The 18,733-nt window shown below is 34.7% G+C and carries 20 protein-coding genes; 18 read left to right on the forward strand and 2 right to left on the reverse strand.

Annotated elements, in window-relative coordinates:
* Positions 1–119: 119 nt before the first annotated feature.
* Genes AC2A1C_RS05535 through AC2A1C_RS05550 form a run of 4 tightly spaced genes read left to right on the forward strand, consistent with a single transcriptional unit; the run spans position 120 to position 3,477 of the window.
* Positions 120–836, forward strand: coding sequence for a polyprenol monophosphomannose synthase (locus AC2A1C_RS05535; protein WP_484024173.1), 717 nt, complete (start codon positions 120–122; stop codon positions 834–836).
* Positions 833–1,216 (forward strand): DUF4296 domain-containing protein, encoded by a 384-nt coding sequence (locus tag AC2A1C_RS05540; RefSeq protein ID WP_484024175.1) that lies wholly within the window; start codon positions 833–835, stop codon positions 1,214–1,216. The genes AC2A1C_RS05535 and AC2A1C_RS05540 overlap by 4 nt, the downstream gene beginning before the upstream one ends.
* A gap of 17 nt (positions 1,217–1,233) precedes the next feature.
* Positions 1,234–2,367: a tRNA guanosine(34) transglycosylase Tgt gene (gene tgt, locus AC2A1C_RS05545; protein ID WP_484024177.1), complete on the forward strand. Its 1,134-nt coding sequence runs from the start codon at positions 1,234–1,236 to the stop codon at positions 2,365–2,367.
* A 15-nt stretch (positions 2,368–2,382) separates the two neighbouring features.
* Positions 2,383–3,477, forward strand: a complete 1,095-nt coding sequence (locus AC2A1C_RS05550) for an LptF/LptG family permease (RefSeq protein WP_484024222.1) — start codon at positions 2,383–2,385, stop codon at positions 3,475–3,477.
* Here the strand turns inward: AC2A1C_RS05550 and AC2A1C_RS05555 are convergent.
* Complete coding sequence (locus tag AC2A1C_RS05555) at positions 3,471–4,184, reverse strand: biotin--[acetyl-CoA-carboxylase] ligase (RefSeq protein ID WP_484024179.1); 714 nt, start codon at positions 4,182–4,184, stop codon at positions 3,471–3,473. The genes AC2A1C_RS05550 and AC2A1C_RS05555 overlap by 7 nt on opposite strands.
* 84 nt (positions 4,185–4,268) lie before the next feature.
* Between AC2A1C_RS05555 and rsfS the strand changes: the two genes are divergently transcribed.
* The 8 genes from rsfS to AC2A1C_RS05595 all read left to right on the forward strand — a co-directional run bounded on the left by rsfS (position 4,269) and on the right by AC2A1C_RS05595 (position 11,397).
* Positions 4,269–4,634, forward strand: coding sequence for a ribosome silencing factor (rsfS, locus tag AC2A1C_RS05560; RefSeq protein ID WP_484024180.1), 366 nt, complete (start codon positions 4,269–4,271; stop codon positions 4,632–4,634).
* Positions 4,635–4,660: 26 nt separating this feature from the next.
* Entirely contained in the window at positions 4,661–6,628 is a 1,968-nt protein-coding gene (ftsH, locus tag AC2A1C_RS05565) for an ATP-dependent zinc metalloprotease FtsH (protein ID WP_484024182.1), read from the forward strand.
* Between the two features lie 123 nt (positions 6,629–6,751).
* Positions 6,752–7,333, forward strand: coding sequence for an LUD domain-containing protein (locus AC2A1C_RS05570; protein ID WP_484024184.1), 582 nt, complete (start codon positions 6,752–6,754; stop codon positions 7,331–7,333).
* A 17-nt stretch (positions 7,334–7,350) separates the two neighbouring features.
* Entirely contained in the window at positions 7,351–8,223 is an 873-nt protein-coding gene (locus AC2A1C_RS05575; protein ID WP_484024186.1) for a phosphatidate cytidylyltransferase, read from the forward strand.
* Positions 8,223–8,876 (forward strand): phosphatidylserine decarboxylase family protein, encoded by a 654-nt coding sequence (locus tag AC2A1C_RS05580; protein ID WP_484024188.1) that lies wholly within the window; start codon positions 8,223–8,225, stop codon positions 8,874–8,876. Before AC2A1C_RS05575 ends, AC2A1C_RS05580 begins: the two co-directional genes overlap by 1 nt.
* 12 nt (positions 8,877–8,888) lie before the next feature.
* Positions 8,889–9,251 (forward strand): hypothetical protein, encoded by a 363-nt coding sequence (locus AC2A1C_RS05585; protein WP_484024190.1) that lies wholly within the window; start codon positions 8,889–8,891, stop codon positions 9,249–9,251.
* Positions 9,248–9,856: a hypothetical protein gene (locus AC2A1C_RS05590; RefSeq protein WP_484024192.1), complete on the forward strand. Its 609-nt coding sequence runs from the start codon at positions 9,248–9,250 to the stop codon at positions 9,854–9,856. Before AC2A1C_RS05585 ends, AC2A1C_RS05590 begins: the two co-directional genes overlap by 4 nt.
* 41 nt (positions 9,857–9,897) lie before the next feature.
* Positions 9,898–11,397 carry a GH3 auxin-responsive promoter family protein gene (locus tag AC2A1C_RS05595; RefSeq protein WP_484024194.1) on the forward strand — a complete coding sequence of 500 codons (1,500 nt, stop codon included), beginning with the start codon at positions 9,898–9,900 and terminating at the stop codon, positions 11,395–11,397.
* On the opposite strand, the gene AC2A1C_RS05600 is transcribed toward AC2A1C_RS05595, so the two are convergent.
* A complete protein-coding gene (locus AC2A1C_RS05600) occupies positions 11,394–11,732 on the reverse strand; it encodes a DMT family transporter (protein WP_484024196.1) in 339 nt (112 codons plus the stop codon). The two genes, AC2A1C_RS05595 and AC2A1C_RS05600, sit on opposite strands and share 4 nt — an antisense overlap.
* Positions 11,733–11,819: 87 nt before the next feature.
* Between AC2A1C_RS05600 and AC2A1C_RS05605 the strand changes: the two genes are divergently transcribed.
* The 6 genes from AC2A1C_RS05605 (at position 11,820) to nadC (ending at position 18,721) form a co-directional block, all read left to right on the forward strand.
* The gene (locus AC2A1C_RS05605; protein ID WP_484024198.1) at positions 11,820–13,055 is read left to right on the forward strand and encodes an MFS transporter; all 1,236 of its coding nucleotides are present in this window, start codon (positions 11,820–11,822) and stop codon (positions 13,053–13,055) included.
* Between the two features lie 165 nt (positions 13,056–13,220).
* Positions 13,221–14,804 carry a replicative DNA helicase gene (dnaB, locus tag AC2A1C_RS05610; RefSeq protein ID WP_484024200.1) on the forward strand — a complete coding sequence of 528 codons (1,584 nt, stop codon included), beginning with the start codon at positions 13,221–13,223 and terminating at the stop codon, positions 14,802–14,804.
* 166 nt (positions 14,805–14,970) lie between these two features.
* Positions 14,971–15,447, forward strand: a complete 477-nt coding sequence (gene rnhA / locus AC2A1C_RS05615) for a ribonuclease HI (protein ID WP_484024202.1) — start codon at positions 14,971–14,973, stop codon at positions 15,445–15,447.
* 47 nt (positions 15,448–15,494) lie between these two features.
* The gene (locus AC2A1C_RS05620) at positions 15,495–16,124 is read left to right on the forward strand and encodes an NAD(P)H-dependent oxidoreductase (RefSeq protein ID WP_484024204.1); all 630 of its coding nucleotides are present in this window, start codon (positions 15,495–15,497) and stop codon (positions 16,122–16,124) included.
* A 64-nt stretch (positions 16,125–16,188) separates the two neighbouring features.
* The gene (gene nadB / locus AC2A1C_RS05625; RefSeq protein WP_484024205.1) at positions 16,189–17,784 is read left to right on the forward strand and encodes an L-aspartate oxidase; all 1,596 of its coding nucleotides are present in this window, start codon (positions 16,189–16,191) and stop codon (positions 17,782–17,784) included.
* 70 nt (positions 17,785–17,854) lie between these two features.
* The gene (nadC, locus tag AC2A1C_RS05630) at positions 17,855–18,721 is read left to right on the forward strand and encodes a carboxylating nicotinate-nucleotide diphosphorylase (protein WP_484024207.1); all 867 of its coding nucleotides are present in this window, start codon (positions 17,855–17,857) and stop codon (positions 18,719–18,721) included.
* The last annotated feature ends 12 nt before the right edge of the window (positions 18,722–18,733 follow it).

Below are 18,733 nucleotides of genomic sequence, written 5' to 3' on the forward strand. Positions count from 1 at the left end.
AAAAAATTTTTGCAAAAATACTAATTATCCTTTCAAAAAGAATAGAAATATCTTTCCTGAAATTTTAAGGCTTGAATTTTGAAGTGATTTCGCAATGCTTATCTTTGCACATTGATTTTATGAAAAAACTCGTCATCATTCCAACCTATAACGAAAAGGAAAATATCGAAAGTATCATTACTGCTGTTTTTGATATGGATCAGGATTTTCATATTTTGGTGGTTGATGATTCTTCTCCCGACGGAACATCTCAAATTGTTAGAGACTTGCAATTGAAATTTCCACATTTTCTGCATCTTAGTGTGAGAAAATCCAAAGATGGTTTGGGAAAAGCATACATTCATGGATTTAAATGGGCATTACAAAACGGATTCGATTATATTTTTGAAATGGATGCCGATTTTTCTCACAATCCAAACGATCTTCCTCGTCTTTTTGAAGCGTGTAAAAATGCAGATATGTCGGTTGGTTCCCGATATTCTCAAGGTGTTAATGTCGTGAATTGGCCAATGGGAAGAGTATTGCTGTCCTATTTTGCATCCAGATATGTTCGTTTTATTTTAGGAATTCCGGTGCATGATACAACTGCGGGTTTTGTATGTTTTAAAAAAGAAACTTTGTTGGGGATTAATTTGGATAAAATTAAATTAAAAGGCTACGGTTTTCAGGTGGAAATGAAATATAAGGCTTTTAAAAAAGGATTCAAAATTGTAGAAGTTCCTATTATTTTTACCAATCGTGTAAAAGGACAAAGCAAAATGAATGGCGGAATTATTGGTGAAGCTGTTTTCGGAATATTAAAATTGAAATACAAATCCATTATAGGAAGATTATGAGAAGGCTTTTTGTTTTTTTAGTTTTTCTTAGTTTGTTTTCTTGTGGAGAAATTATCGACAAACCCAAAAATCTTTTAGATAAAGATAAAATGGCTGAAGTAATAGCAGAACTTGCCATTAATGACCAATTGGGAATGACAACACCTTCCGGATATAATCCGGATGGACAGACTCAGTTCATTTTTAAAAAATTGAAAGTTAATCCGAAACATTTTATAGAAAGCTATAAATATTATATTGCTAAAGATAAAATGCAAATGATCTATGAAAATGCTCAAGACATTATTAAAGAGAAAGAGCCAAAAGCAAAAGATTATATTGAAAAGAAGCTAATAAAAAAAGATTCTTTGCAGAAGAAAAATGAAGAAAAACTAAAGTAAATACATAATAATAAAGAATGCACCCATTTTTTGAAATAAAAAATACCACTACCGGAAAAGCAAGAGCAGGAATTATGAAAACGGATCATGGTGAGATTCAGACTCCGATTTTTATGCCGGTAGGAACTGTCGCTTCTGTGAAAACCGTTCATCAGCGTGAACTGAAAGAAGACATCAAAGCTCAGATTATTTTGGGGAATACCTACCATCTTTATCTTCGCCCGACAATGGATGTGATGGAAGAAGCAGGAGGTTTGCATAAATTTATGAATTGGGATCTTCCTATTCTTACGGATTCCGGTGGCTTTCAGGTTTTTTCACTTTCAGATTCCAGAAAAATGACGGAAGAAGGCGTGAAATTCAAATCTCATATCGACGGAAGTTTTCATTTTATTTCTCCGGAAAAATCTATGGAAATCCAGAGAAAAATCGGAGCAGATATTTTTATGGCTTTTGATGAATGTACTCCGTTTCCATGCGAATACAATCAGGCAAAAGCATCTATGGAAATGACGCATCGTTGGCTGAAAAGATGCATCGAATGGTGTGAAGAAAATCCGGAATTGTATGGTCATAAGCAAAGACTTTTCCCGATTGTGCAAGGTTCTACTTATTCGGATTTACGAAAAATTTCTGCGGAATTTATTGCTGAACAAAATGCAGAAGGTAACGCAATCGGCGGACTTTCCGTAGGAGAACCGGAAGAAGAAATGTACAGAATTACGAATGAAGTTACGGATATTCTTCCTAAAGAAAAACCAAGATATTTGATGGGAGTCGGAACTCCATGGAATATTATCGAAAGTATAGGTCTCGGAATTGACATGATGGATTGTGTAATGCCCACCAGAAATGCAAGAAACGGAATGATCTTTACTTGGCAAGGTGTTGTAAATCTGAAAAATGAAAAATGGAAAAAAGATTTTTCACCACTTGATGAATTTGGGACAAGTTTCGTGGATAGAGAATATTCTAAAGCGTATGTTCGGCATTTATTTGTTTCCAAAGAATATTTAGGAAAACAGATTGCGTCTATTCACAATCTTGCATTTTATCTTGATTTGGTAAAGGTTGCGAGAGAACATATTGTTGCCGGTGATTTTTATGAATGGAAAAATTCCATTATTCCGGTTCTAAGACAAAGACTTTAATTCAATAAGAAAATGCTGAAAATCGTAGACAAATACATCATCAAAAAGTATCTCGGAACTTTCGGGTTTATGCTGGGATTGCTTTCTATTATTGTATTCGTGATCGATGTTCAGGCAAAAGCACCGAGAATTGAAGCCAATGGTTTTACGGTTTCATATTTCATGGTCAATTTTTATCCGTTTTGGATCATTAATCTTGTGGTTACATTTATGTCCATTCTGGTTTTTATTTCGGTGATTTATTTCACATCCAGAATGGCAAACAATACCGAAATTGTAGCCATTATAAGCAGTGGAGCAAGTTTTCACCGTTTTGCAAGACCATATCTTATCACTTCCAGTTTCATTGCAATTACGGCTTTGTTGCTCAATCATTTTATATTACCCGTTTCCAATATTAAAAAAAATGTGCTGGAACCCTATACTTACAATAAAATGAATAGGGACAAAATTACAGGTACTGCGGAAGTTTCCACACGAGTATCAAAGGATGAATATATTTTTATCAAGAATTACAATAAGAAAGAAAAAAACGGTTCCGGATTTATTTACCAAAAATTTGATAAAAGCAGCAAGCTAATATATCAGTTGAATGTTTCGGATTTTTCATGGAACGAAAAAAAGAAGGTTTTTATAATGAATAATTTTCTTGAAAAGAAAATTCTAAAAAATGATTCTGAAGTTCTAAAAGACGGAATAACAATGGAAAAAACGTTTGGACATCCTCCGGAAGAGCTTTTTCCGGACGAGTTGTTGGGACAAACCAAAACAACTCCCGAACTGATTAAATTCATTAATCGAGAGCGTGAAAAAGGAAACGGAAATCTGAATGCATATAAAAACGAATTGTATCAGCGGACAGCAATGCCTGTTTCCGTTATTATTCTCACGTTTTTAGCACTTTCGCTTTCTTCCCAGAAAAAGAGAGGAGGTTTGGGAATCAATCTTGCGATTGGGATTGCATTGGCTTTTGTTTTTGTATTTTCTTTTGAAGTTTTAAAAATAGTTTCGGAAGCGAAAACGCTCACGCCTTTTGTTGCAATGTGGATACCGAATTTTGTTTTTGGACCACTTGCAGCGTATTTATATTACAAAAGGGCAAATCAATAAAGCATTTCGATTTCTTTGTGGAAAAATTTTTGCAATCCCTCTTTTTCCAGATCTACCCAGAGAAAACCGTCTTCATCCATATTTTTAATTATGCCATTTTGTCTGATTCCATTTTTTTCAAAAACAGCAATTTCATTCTTTTTGAATAAATATTGATTGAATTCATTAAGGATTTCATTAAAATCCTGTTGCGAAGTAAAGTGCTCTTTTAGAAAAAGAAACAATTGAAGTGCAATTTCCTTTGGATCAAATTTTTTTCCGGTTTGGGTTAAAAGAGAGCCGGCTTTATATAGATTTCCAAAGTTTTTCTGAAGAATGTTCAGTCCGATTCCGACAATATAATAAGTTGAGTTTTCAATTTTTTTCTTTTCGATCAAAATTCCGGAAATTTTTTTATTGCTTATAATCAAATCATTAGGCCATTTTATTTTAATTTCGCTTTCCGTCAAATTGGCAAGAAAAACTCTTACTAATACTGCGGTATAAAAATTGATAAAAATATCATGAGGAAAATAGTGGCTCTGTAAAGCTAAAGAAAAAGCAAGGTTTTTATCCTTTGCATTTTCCCAAGAATTTCCATATTGTCCACGCCCTTTTGTTTGATTTAATGTAAAAACTCCCAAAAATTTTGAAAAATTTTGAGGTAAAAAGCGAAGGATTTCGTCATTAGTAGAAGTACATTGTTCTACAAAAATTATATCATCCATTAGAAGAGGTTTGTAACCGGAGTTATAATGAAAACTTAAAATACAGAAAAAAACAATAAATTTGCAAACTATACAAATATTTGAATGAGTAAAAATACACAAAAACAATTTTTAATAGACAAAATAGTAGAGGCAATCCAAGATACAAAAGGTGAGGATATTTTGATTTTTGACCTCTCTCATATTGAAAATTCCGTTGCGGAAACATTTGTTATCTGTAGCGGAAATTCCAATACTCAGGTTTCAGCTATTGCCGGAAATATTGAAAAAAAAGTGAGAAACGAGCTTAGGGAAAGACCTTGGCATGTAGAAGGTACCGACAATGCAATGTGGGTTTTGGTGGATTATGTTTCCGTAGTAGTACATGTTTTCCAAAAGCATATTCGCGAATATTACGATATCGAAGAACTTTGGGGCGATGCCAAAATCACCAAAATTGAAAGCTACTAATACGACAAAAATTTTAATAAAATCGAATGAACAATAAAGGATTTAATTGGTTTTTTCCCATTGCAATTATTGCACTGATACTTTTTTTCATTCCTAATTTTTTAGGGAGTGATGAGTCTAAAAGTATCAGTGAAGATGAATTTTTCGGATTAATGCAAAACGGAAAAGTACAAAGCGTTATTATATACAAAGATGTGGAAAAAGCGGATGTTTTTCTTACTCAGGCTGCTAAAAATGAACTGGTAAAAAAAACGGACAGCAATCCACTTTCAGCATTTGAATTCAAGCCAAAACCAGATTACTCTTTGAGTTATGGAGATATTCAGCTTTTTCTTGAAAAATACGAACAAATTAAAAAAACAAATCCCAAAATAGTAACCGAAAAAAGTTATGAAGTAAGTAAGAGTCCTTTTTCGGAACTTATTTTTTCAGCATTGTTTTGGATAGGGATTATGGCACTTTTTTATTTTGTACTATTCAGAAAAATGTCTGGAGGAAACGGACCTGGCGGACAAATTTTTTCCATCGGAAAATCAAGAGCAAAACTTTTTGACGAAAAAGAAAAAGTGCAGGTAACTTTTAAGGATGTTGCCGGATTGGAAGGAGCAAAAGAAGAAGTACAGGAAGTGGTAGATTTTCTCAAAAATTCTGAAAAATATACCAAACTTGGGGGTAAAATTCCGAAAGGAGTACTTTTGGTTGGGCCTCCCGGAACTGGAAAAACATTATTGGCAAAAGCTGTTGCCGGTGAAGCTAAAGTTCCATTCTTCTCACTTTCCGGATCGGATTTTGTGGAGATGTTTGTAGGAGTTGGCGCTTCCAGAGTTCGTGATCTATTTGCACAAGCAAAGGCAAAATCTCCGGCTATTATTTTTATTGATGAGATTGATGCTATTGGTAGAGCAAGAGGAGGTAAGAATTTCACGGGTGGAAATGATGAACGAGAAAATACTCTTAACCAGCTTCTTACTGAAATGGATGGTTTCGGAACGGATACCAATGTTATCGTAATGGCGGCAACAAACAGAGCGGATATTTTAGATAAAGCATTGTTGAGAGCCGGTCGTTTTGACCGATCTATTTATGTAGATTTACCGGAGCTTCATGAGAGAAAGGAGATTTTTGATGTTCACCTGAAAAAAATCAGATTGGATGATTCTGTGGATCGTGATTTTTTAGCAAAACAAACTCCCGGCTTCAGTGGAGCAGATATAGCTAATGTATGTAATGAAGCCGCATTAATTGCTGCCAGAAATGGACATGATGCTGTAAACAAGCAGGATTTTCTTGACGCTGTTGATAGAATTATCGGTGGATTGGAAAAGAAAAACAAAGCAATAAAACCTTCTGAAAAAAGAAGAGTAGCATATCATGAAGCTGGACATGCAACTATTTCGTGGTTGGTAGAACATGCAGCTCCTCTTTTAAAAGTAACTATTGTTCCAAGAGGAAGATCTTTAGGTGCAGCTTGGTATTTGCCTGAAGAAAGATCACTTACAACTACGGAACAGATGTTGGATGAGATTTGTGCCACACTTGGAGGAAGAGCAGCAGAACAGGTGATTTTCAATAATATCTCTACAGGTGCACTTTCTGATTTGGAAAGGGTAACAAAACAAGCTCAGGCAATGGTTACGATTTATGGACTTAGTGAAAATATCGGAAATATTTCATATTATGATAGTTCGGGACAGGGAGAATACAGTTTTTCAAAACCATATTCTGAAGAAACAGCTACTAAGATTGATGGCGAAATAAAATCCATTATTGAAAATCAATATCAGAGAGCATTGCAAATTCTTGCAACAAATAAAGATAAACTGGATGCATTAGCAAATAAACTTTTGGAAAAAGAAGTGATTTTCCGAGAAGACTTAGAAGAAATTTTTGGAAAAAGAGCTTGGGATCCGGAACTTACAGAACATCCTGTGCAAAATACTTCTGAAGAAGAAAAACCAGAAGTGGTAGCGCCAGAATCTGGATCGCAAATTTAGAATAAATGATTCCTGAAACTTTTTAGTAGTAAAAATAGTTTCAGGAATTTTTTTATTATCGTAGATAGAGGTTTTTTTAAAAAATAATTTTTATTTTTGTTAATCGTAAACACCTGATCGGCTTTGAGCTTATTCAAAAAAATTGTTGGCAAAATAATGAACCAACCTGGAGAGGAGACTAATCAGGACTTGGTGAAATTAGGAGATTCGCTGAAAAATGCTGATCTTGACTATAAATTTGCTCAGCTGTTTACACATTCGGGAGGTTTTTTTAATTATTGTGCTGACGAAGCAGAAGCCTTACAGACTCTTAATCAAATTATAAAAATTGAAAATATCAATTCGGTTTTTTGTTGGGATTCTGATCTTAAAAATTTTTTGAATGTCATCAATGTTCCTTACACGGAAGAGCTCACGCTTACCAATGATGCTGCGTTCATTACCTGCGAATATCTTATTGCTTACGATGGAAGAGTTATGCTTTCTCATAATAATATTCTTCATTACCATTCTTCGCGGCTTCCGGAAAAAATTATCCTTATGGCCAATGTTTCGCAAATTGTGAATAATCTGAATGACGCAATGGGAAAAATTAAAAGAAAAGGCAACATCAAAAATTTAACCTCTATTAGTGGAAATCAATCCAAAATGGATTCTCCAGCACAAAATAGTACCAAACTTTTCTTACTTTTGCTCGAAGATTAATTTTTAACAGGAAAGTTTTGGATAAAAATTTAGTTCAACGTCTTATTTCCGGTGCAGTTTATGGTTTGCTTATCATTTTCTGTGTTACGCCTCTCGGTTCTGATCTTATCAATAAAATTTCCCCGAATCTTGTAAGCCAGTATCATCTTTTTTATGGATTGATTACCCTTTTTCTTTTTGTAGGAGTTTGGGAATGTGTCAAAATAATGAGATTTGCTAATTCTTGGGAAAAATGGGTGGTATTGCCAATTGTAATTTTGGTGTATTACCGCTTTTCCAAAAGATTTTTTCAACACGGATTTTATTTTAATTTTAATCTTTCCGAGATTTTAGCACTTTCACTGATTGTAATTGCAGTCATCACTCTTTTCAAATTTTCAAAAGAACTTTATTTTGAAAATGGGAAACTGATTTTTACAGTGATTTATACGGCACTTCCTTTCGGTTTTGCATTAGGTTTGCCAAAATTTTCATCATTAGATAATACTTTTACATTAGAAGTTTTATTTCTTTTTGTATTGATCTGGAGCAGCGATTCTTTTGCATATTTTGCAGGAAGGCTTTTCGGAAAACATAAAATGGCGCCTAAGATTTCTCCTAAAAAAACATGGGAAGGTTTTGCAGGAGGTGTTATTCTAACATTGATTTTTTCCTTTTTTGTCGAAAAATATTTTCCTGAACTTCGTGGAAATTGGATAATTGTTGGATTTCTAGTAGCCGTTTTTGCTCCAATTGGTGATCTGGTGGAAAGCCAGCTAAAAAGAACTTTTGGAGTGAAAGACAGTGGAAATATTATTCCCGGACATGGAGGAATTTTAGACAGGTTGGATAGCTTTATTATTTGTGCACCTGTTGTATATTTGTATTTTATTTTAGAAAAAATATTGTAATGAAACTGCATCGAGAAAGTAAAGGAACCATAATTGTAGCAACTATTGCCATTGCAGTTTTGAGTATTCTTGCCATTTATTTTTTAAAATTCTGGTCTATTTTTATTATCATTCCTTTATTGATAATGTATGGTTTGGTTTTCTGGTTTTTCCGCGTTCCGAACCGTGAGATTGAAGACCATAAAGAAAATGTGATAGCACCTGTTGATGGAAAAGTCGTAATGATAAAAGAGGTGGAAGAAAATGAATTCTTAAAATCAAAAGCAATTCAGGTTTCTATTTTTATGTCGCCACTCAATGTGCATATTTGCAGGTTTCCGGTTTCAGGAAAAGTAATTTACAAAAAATATCATCCTGGAAGATATTTGGTTGCTTGGCACGAAAAATCTTCGACAGATAATGAAAGAACTACCGTTGCTGTAGAAAGCCTTACTCATCATAAAGTATTGTTTCGCCAAATTGCAGGTTATGTTGCAAGAAGAATTGTATTTTATTGCAACGAAGGTGATGAAGCAAAAGCAGGACATGAATTCGGATTTATAAAATTCGGTTCCAGAATGGATGTCTTTTTACCTTTGGATACAGAAATTGTCTGCAAAATCGGAGATAAAACCAAAGGCGGTATTGATGTAATTGCAAAGATGAAAATGTAAAATAATTTTCCCATGCGTTTTCTTTTGTACTTTTCTTTTTTATTGCTCTTAATTCATTGCGGATCCGATGATCTCAGCAATACAAGAGCTTATGTAGAAGGAAAAGTAATTACGAAAACGCTTGATTTGGAAGATATTGATATTTCCATAAAAAGCGAAAATAAAATAGTGGCACAAACAATACCTACAAATTCCGGCAGTTTTGTGCTTTCCGGACCTCTTTTTTCAGAAGGTTTTGTTATTACTTTTAATGAAAAGATAAAATCTTTCTCCGCTTCCAAATCAGGTTGTACTTTATCAGCAGATTCTTTATCCATCATTGTTCCGGAAAATATTTCTTATATTACTTTCAATGATATTACTTTAGAAAAATGAGAAATATATTCCTATTTGCATTTCTAAGTTTTTCAATTTTTTGTTTTTCGCAGAAGAAGAAAAAACTGGATGTGGTTTCTAATGTGGAAGCCAGAGTCTTGGCGATGAAAGCACTGGGAAACAATTCTTTAGCTAAAGATTTGGGAGTTTTTTATGGCTTTGGTTTTGGTGGACAATTAATGACACCCATGAATTTTGGAATTGGTTTAGATTATAATCTTCTTTTTAGTGATGTAAAACCGGAACACCAAAATGTTTTCGGAAATTTAGGTTCTCAAAGTCTTACAAATATTGGTGTAAGTATTATTCATCGTGATTATCTTTCCGAAGAATTCTTTTTTGAAGAATTGGCAGGATTTAGTTTGTATCGTCTGAAAAGTTTTCTTGTTCCCGGAAAAGAGCAATATACGGAAGGAAACGGAGGATTTCATTTGGGTATTAATGCGGTTTGTATATTAGACAGGGACAATAGGCAGCAATTTGTTTTCGGAGCTAAAGGAAATGCCTACTATTCTAATGCTTACAATGAAAATGCTGACATTAAAAAATATTATTCCCGTTCTTTTTTGGTAGGTTTAACATTTGGCTATCGGTATAACTTTTAGCTTTACTACCATTTTCTACAGGCTTTTTTTACATTTGTATTATGCTAAACTTTCTGAAGAAAAAAATTGCACTAATCTGGGCGAAAAAACACGTCCAAAAATCTCAAAAATTTAAAGAAAATGCTGAACAAGATCAGCATCAGCTTTTGCTTTCATTGGTAAAAACGGCGGAAAAAACACTTTTTGGGAGAACACATCAATTTGAAGAAATAAAAAATGTTGAAGATTTTCAGAAAAACGTGCCGATAGCGGATTATGAAGATTTGAAACCCTATATCGAAAAAGTAAAAAAAGGGCAACGCAATATTCTTTGGACAGAAACACCCGAATATTTTGCCAAAACTTCCGGCACAACTTCCGGAAGCAAATACATTCCCATTTCCAAAGAAGGAATGCCTTTTCAGGTAGCGGCTGCGCAAAGTGCACTTTTTCATTATATTGCTCAAAAGAATAATGCAAATTTTGTAACCGGAAAAGTTATTTTTTTACAAGGAAGTCCGGAGTTGGAAGAAATTAACGGAATAAATACAGGTCGGCTTTCCGGAATTGTTGCTCATCACGTTCCGAAATATTTACAAAAAAATAGACTTCCAAGCTGGAAAACCAATTGCATCGAAGACTGGGAAACCAAAGTAGATGAAATTGTAAAAGAAACCGAGCATGAAAACATGACATTGATTTCAGGAATTCCGCCTTGGTTGATAATGTATTTCGAAAAGTTGATAGAAAGAAATGGAAAAAAAATTAAAGAGCTTTTTCCAAATCTTCAAATCCTTGTAACGGGCGGTGTAAATTATGAACCGTATAAAGAAAAGATGCAGGAACTTTTAGGTGGAACGGTCGATATTATCCAAACGTTCCCTGCTTCGGAAGGTTTTTTTGCTTTTCAGGACGATTATACAAAAGACGGACTTTTGCTTCTCACCAATCATGGAATTTTTTATGAATTTATTCCTTTAGAAGAATTTGGAAAACCGAATGCAAAAAGACTAACCTTAAAAGATATTGAGCTCCATAAAGATTATGCGCTTATTCTGACCACCAATTCCGGACTTTGGGCGTATTCGATTGGAGATGTAGTTCGGTTTATTTCTAAAAATCCGTATAAAATTTTAGTTTCGGGAAGAACCAAACATTTCACGTCTGCTTTTGGAGAACATGTTATTGCTTTTGAAGTGGAAGAAGCGATGAAAGCTACCGTTGATAAATTTCCTACGCAGATTACTGAATTTCATCTTGCTCCACAAGTAAATCCAGAAGAAGGACTTCCGTATCACGAATGGTTTATCGAATTTGAAAAAGAGCCGGAAAATTTAGAAAAATTTAGAAAAAAGCTGGATGAGGAAATGAGGAAGAGGAATTCGTATTATGATGATCTCATTTCCGGAAATATTCTGCAACCATTAATCATTACGAAATTGAAGAAAAATGCCTTTCAGGAATTTGCAAAATCTCAGGGAAAATTAGGCGGGCAAAACAAAATTCCGAGATTAGCGAATGATAGAAAAATTGCCGATGATTTAGAAAAATTGAAAATCTAATGGGAAGAAACGGCTTTCAATCCAACAACGGAAATAATTAATGTGCTTACAAAAAACATTCTCCAGAAAGTAGCCGGTTCATGGAAAAATAAAATTCCCACTACAACTCCACCAACAGCTCCAATTCCTGTCCACACTGCATAAGCGGTTCCTATCGGAATTCCGTTTTCTCCCGAAATTGCTTTATACATCAAAAACATGGAAAGGAAAAGAGAAATAGCAAAACCAATCCACCAAAATATTTTTTCAGAGCCGGAAGTTTCCTGCGCTTTTCCAAGACAGGTTGCAAAACAGGTTTCAAAAAGTCCGGCAATAATGAGTATGATCCAGTTCATTTTTCAAAGATAATTTTTATAAAGGATAAAGAAAAACTCAATAGCTTTTTTGTCTAGGCTATTCAATATAAGGTTTACATTTGCACAATGATTTCGCTTGAACCTCTCAAAATCCTTAAAAATATAGAATTCAGAAATCTTCTTTCAGGAAGGTTTTTTATTGTCATCGCTTTTAGAATGTTGGCTACACTTCTTGGATGGTGGGTTTATAAATTAACGAAAGATCCTTTTTCCATAGGTTTGATAGGGCTTTCGGAAGTAATTCCTGCGGTTTCCTGTGCTTTGTACGCAGGTCACGTTATTGACATGAACGAAAAGAAAAAACTTTTGCTCATTTGCAATTATGCCTATGTTTTTCTCATAAGTTTGCTTCTCATTCCTGCATTTTACGGGCATAAAATGCATTTTTCAGGACATCAGATTACGTATTTTATTTACGGCGTGATTTTCTTTACCGGAATTACGCGAGCTTTTATCGGACCGATTGTTCCATCGATGATCCCAAAAATGGTAAAAAAAGAAAATCTTCCGAATGCAACCACTTTAAGCCAGGCAAATTTCCTGGTTTCATCAGTTTTCGGACACGCAATTGGCGGCTTTCTAATTGCACTTTTCGGGATTGGTTGGACATTAATTGTTATTATTTCTTTGATAATTGTAGCCTCTTTATTTTTTTGGCAGTTGAATAAACAACCTTCAGAATTTGTTCATCAAAAACTGGAAGTTGTTGAAAGCATGAAAGAAGGAATTCTCTATATTTTTAAAACGAAAGAAATATTGGGAGCACTTTGTTTGGATATGTTTGCGGTTTTATTTGGAGGTGCAGTCGCAATGATTCCCGTTTATGCAACGGATATCCTGAAAGTAGGAGCAGAAGGTTTCGGCTTTCTGAATGCCGCTTCAGATATTGGCTCGATGTGCATTATTGTTGCACTTTCTTTTATTCCTCTGAAAAAAAATCAAGGAAAAATTTTATTGGCAGTGGTTGCAGGATTTGGTCTTTGTATTATCGGATTTGGATTATCAAAATGGTATGCTCTTTCTTTTTTATTTTTAGCTTTGAGCGGAATGCTAGACGGAATTTCGGTTGTGATCCGTGGAACGATTGTTCAATTAAAAACTCCGGATCAGATTCGGGGAAGGGTTTTGAGTGTGAATTCTATTTTCATCATGTCAAGCAATGAAATGGGACAGTTTGAAAGCGGTTTGGCAGCAAAACTTCTTGGTGTGGTTCGTTCCGTAGTTTTTGGAGGAATTATGACTCTATTGGTGGCATTAACTGTAGGAATTACAAATCCGAAACTCCGAAAAATGCAGTATTGATTCTTTTTAAAAATTTTGTTCAAAAACTTTGTTCAAAAACTTTTATTTTTTTATCCACAATAGAATTATAATTTCAACCGTTTGAAAATAAAAGACTTGTTTACTTTTTTTCATTTCTTTTAAACATCAACCCTAAAAAAAATTTCAAAAAACTATCTTTGTCTCATGGCACAGAAGGAAACATTATCATCGCTTATACATGGTAATTTTGCAAGGGAACTCTCTATTTCGGATGGCAAAATGCCGCCAAATGCTGTAGATTTTGAAAAACTGGTAATCGGTACATTTCTGATAGATAAAAAAGGTCTGGATTATTCCATTGATCTTCTTACCTCCGAAGTTTTTTATGATCCGAGACATCAGGTCATTTTTTCGGCAATTTTAAAATTGTATGAAGGAAATCATCCTGTGGATTTGATGACGGTAATTCAGGAACTGAAAAAAGAGGAGAAACTAAATCTTGCAGGTGGAGACCATTATATCATTGATCTTACGATGGGCGTAAGTTCCAGTGCTCATATTGAATATCATGTTCGTGTTATTCTTGAAAAATTTATTTTAAGAAGTCTGATTAATGTTTCTGCAAATGTAATTGACAATTCCTACAAAGAATCTACCGATGTTTTTGAATTGCTCGACAAAGCCGAACAATCTTTTTTTGAAATTACAAACGGAACCATCAAAAAAGGATTTGACACTGCAAACTCCCTCGTAAAACAGGCAATTGATACCATTAAATCCTTAAAAGGAAAAGAAGGACTTTCCGGAGTTCCTTCCGGTTTTACAAAATTGGATGAAGAAACAGGAGGCTGGCAAAATTCGGATCTGATTATTATCGCGGCTCGTCCTGCAATGGGAAAAACCGCTTTTCTTCTTTCGATGGCGAGAAATATTGCTGTGGAACATAAAATTCCATTGGCTCTATTTTCTCTGGAAATGGCTTCGGTACAGTTGATTACAAGGATGATTGCTTCCGAAACGGGAATTTCTTCCGAAAAATTAAGAAAAGGAACGTTAAATGATGAAGAATGGAGCCGGCTTTTCTCCAACGTTACAGAATTGGAAAACGCACCACTTTACATTGATGAAACACCATCACTTTCCGTTTTTGATTTCCGTGCAAAATGCAGAAGATTGGTAATGCAACATGGAGTAAAAATAATAATGGTGGATTATCTTCAATTAATGACTGCAAACAGTGGCGGAAAAGGAACTGGAAACAGAGAGCAGGAAATTGCAACCATTTCCCGTTCATTAAAAGCTATTGCAAAAGAATTGAACGTTCCCGTAATTGCACTTTCGCAGCTTTCCAGAACAGTGGAAACAAGACCGGGAAAACGTCCGCAACTTTCAGATTTACGGGAATCCGGAGCAATTGAACAGGATGCGGATATTGTGTCCTTTATTTTCCGTCCGGAATATTATAAGATTACAACTTGGGACAACGATCCGGAAGGAATGGAAACCGGAACGGAAAATCAGGCGGAAATCATTATTGCAAAACACAGAAACGGTGCCACTGCCGATGTACGTCTTTCGTTCCTCAAAAATATTGCAAAATTTGCCGATCTTGATGTTCATGCGAGTGCATTCGGATATCAACCTTCTAATTTTGGGGAGAAAAATGAAACCAGCGGATTCGATAGGATAAAAACTACCATTGATCCGGGTGCAGCTTTTGATTTGCCGGGAAATGTTTCAGGATCATCTATGAACGATTTTGATGACGATGATGAAATGCCTTTTTAATTCTTAAACCACAAAAGTCACAAAAGATTTTTTGAATTTAAATTTTTCAAAAAGAACAAAAAGATGTTTAATTTTGCTTTTTTGTTTTTAGTTTTTAATCCTTTTGTGACTTTTGTGGTTTAAAAAATTCAAGAGCTTAATTTCTTAATGATTTAAAAATAATTTTTTGAAAATAGAAATTTTTACAGACGGGGCTTGTTCCGGAAATCCCGGAAAAGGAGGATATGGGATTCTGATGCGTGTTCCCGAAAAAAAATATCAGAAAACAATTTCCAAAGGGTTCAGAAAAACGACCAATAACAGAATGGAACTTCTGGCTGTAATTGTCGCTTTGGAAAATATAAAATCCGAAGGTCACGAAATTCATATCTATACCGACAGCAAATATGTTTCGGAAGCAGTGAATCAAAACTGGATTTTTGGCTGGGTAAGAAAAGGGTTTGCAAAAGTGAAAAATCCTGATCTTTGGAAACGGTTTTATCCTTTGTTTCAAAAATATAAACCAGAATTTCACTGGATTAAAGGACATAACGGACATCGCGAAAATGAACTCTGCGACAAACTTGCAGTGGAAGCCTCCCAATCGTCTAGCCTTGAAATCGATGAATTTTTTGAAAATCCAACCGAAGGCGGACTGTTTTAACTTCTTGAATCTCATTTCCTGCATTCAACTTTTTCTTATATTTGAATATGAATTATATTGAAGCCTTACAAAAAAGGTATTCCGTAAAAAAATTTGATAAAGAAAAAATAATTCCTGAAGAAATTCTGAGAAATATTCTGGAAGCGGGAAGACTTTCGGTAAGTTCTCTCGGTTTGCAGCCATACAAAATCCTGATTGTAGAAAGTGAAGAAATGAAACAAAAGCTGATTCCCGTTTTTTATAATCCTTCACAGATTTCTACCTGTTCACATCTTATTGTCTTGGTTTCTAAAAAAAGTATTGAAGAGACTTATATTGACAACTATTTCAGCCATATCACGAAAGTGAGAGAAACTCCTCTGGAAAATCTCGCGCCATTTCGAAAAAGTATTGATAAATATCTTGATATTCAGGATGAAAGCTCTATTTTGGAATGGAACGAAAGACAAAGTTATATTGTTTTGGGAAACCTGATATTTGCAGCAGCACTGGAAAATGTAGATACGTGTCCGATGGAAGGATTTATTCAGGAAAAAATAGATGAGGTTTTGGGAATAGATCCGGCTCTGGAAAAAGTTTCGGTAACATTGGCTTTAGGCTACAGATCGGAAGATGATGTTTTTCAGAAAATGAAAAAAGTGAGAAAACCGGACGATAAATTGTTTACATTTATATAAACTATTCTTCTTAGCTTGTTAAATAATTTAATTTTTAAATCATTTTAATCTTTCAAATAAAATAATGATAAAAGCAGATGTTCTTGTAATTGGTTCCGGAATTTCCGGCCTTTCTTATGCCATCAAAATCTCTGAACAGTTGCCCGAAGCAAAAATTATCATCGTCACCAAATCCGACGAAGACGAAAGCAATACAAAATATGCACAAGGCGGACTTGCGGTGGTTACGGATTTTGACAAAGATAATTTTGAAAAACATATCGAGGATACAATGCGAGCCGGAGATGGAGAAAATAAACGCAATGTGGTGGAAATGGTAGTAAAAGAAGGCCCTGAAAGATTTCGGGAATTGGTAGAATGGGGAACACGTTTCGATACCGAAAATGATGGCGATTATAAGTTGGGAAGAGAAGGCGGACATACAGAAAACAGAATTGTTCATCATAAAGATATTACCGGTTTTGAAATTGAACGTGCACTTCTGGAAACTGCCAACAAATCTCCAAATATCGAAATTCTGGATCATCATTATGTGATTGATTTATTGACACAACACCACGTTCCGGGAAAAGAAGAAAACTATGACGACATCAGTTGTTACGGCGCTTATATTCTGGATGAAAAAAATAAAAGCATCAAAAAAATTACAGCAAAAATTACTTTAGTAGCAACAGGTGGAGCCGGACATGTTTATAAAAATACCACCAATCCAAAAATTGCAACAGGTGACGGAATTGCTTTTGTACACCGAGCTCGTGGAAAAGTAACGAATATGCAATATTACCAGTTTCATCCGACAGCTTTATACAGTAAAAGAGACGGAATGTTGTTTCTTATTTCTGAAGCAGTTCGTGGAGATGGTGCAAAACTCCGTACAAAAGACGGAAAACCATTTATGCAAAAATATGATGAGCGTGAGGAGTTGGCTTCCAGAGATATTGTAGCAAGAGCTATTGATAATGAAATGAAAATTTCCGGAGATGAATATGTAGGTTTGGATTGCCGACACATGGATCATCAAAAATTTAAAGAACATTTCCCGAATATTTACCAAAAATGTTTGGATGAAGGGATTGATCCTTTCAAACAGTTAATTCCTGTAGTTCCGGCTTGCCATTATTTGATGGGTGGAATAGAAGTGGATATGGATGGGCAATCTTCTATCAAAAATCTTTTTGCAGTGGGAGAGTGTGCCAATTCCGGACTTCATGGTGCAAATCGCCTTGCTTCCAATTCTTTGTTGGAAGGTTTGGTTTTCGGGCATAATGCTGCCATAAAATCGGTGGAGCTTTTACAGAAAAATGAATTCAATTTTGATGATTTGAAAGCCATTCCGGAATGGAATGAAGAAGGAATGAAAGTAATGGAAGAAAAAGTAATGATTACCTATTTCCGAAAACAATTGCAGGAAATGATGAGTGATCTGGTCGGAATTGTACGCAGCAACGACCGCCTCGAAATTGCCCAGAAAAAACAAAGAGAAATCTATGAAGCCGTAACGCAATTGTACAACTATTCCAAAATTTCCCCTGAACTTTCGGAATTAAGAAATTTGGTGAATGTTTCCTATCTCATTATCAAGCATTCATTAACAATGAAAGAAAATAAAGGGGCATTCTACAATAAAGATCTTGCTATAAAACCATTATTAATTCAATAATATCTAAAACGACCCTTTCAGGTTTTCAAATTCTGAAAGGGTTTTCCTTTAATAAAATAAAATTAAAAAGATGAAAAAACCGTCTTATGTAACAGACAAAGCCCTAAAACAATTCATAAAATCTGCATTGGAAGAAGATATTCAGGATGGAGATCATTCTACGCTTTCCACTATTCCGAAAGATTTAATTCAAAGTGCAAGATGTTTGATAAAAGAAGATTGTATTGTAGCAGGTGTGGAATTGGCAGAATTTATTTTCAAAACATTTGATAAAAATTTGAAAATAGAAGTTTTCATCAAAGACGGACAAACCGCAAAAAATGGCGATGTTGCATTTATAGTCACAGGAAAAGCACGTTCGATTCTCCAAACCGAAAGGCTTGTTTTGAATTCTATGCAAAGAATGAGCGGAATCGCAACGCTTACTCACGATTGGGATTCCAGATTGTTAGGAACGAAAACAAAACTTTTAGACACACGAAAAACAACTCCGAATTTCAGAATTTGTGAAAAATGGGCAGTCGCAATTGGAGGCGGAACCAACCATCGATACGGTTTATATGACATGATTATGCTGAAAGATAACCATATTGATTACAACGGAAGCATTACCAATGCTGTAAAAATGGCGAAAGAATATGTCAAAAAAAATAAATTAAAACTTAAAATAGAAGTAGAAACCCGAAATCTGGATGAAGTGCAGGAAGCTCTAAAAGCACAAGTAGATAGGATCATGCTGGATAATATGGATATTCCTACTATGAAAAAAGCAGTAAAACTTGTAGATGGAAAATGCGAAACCGAAGCATCCGGTGGAATAACGAGGGATGTATTGAAAGATATTGCAAAAACAGGAGTGGATTATATTTCTGCGGGAGCTTTAACACATTCTGCAAAAAATATTGATATTAGTTTAAAAGCAATAAAAGCATCTTGAAAGAAAGTCCTT

Source organism: Chryseobacterium sp. HNCC26DJ241, from assembly GCF_057180505.1.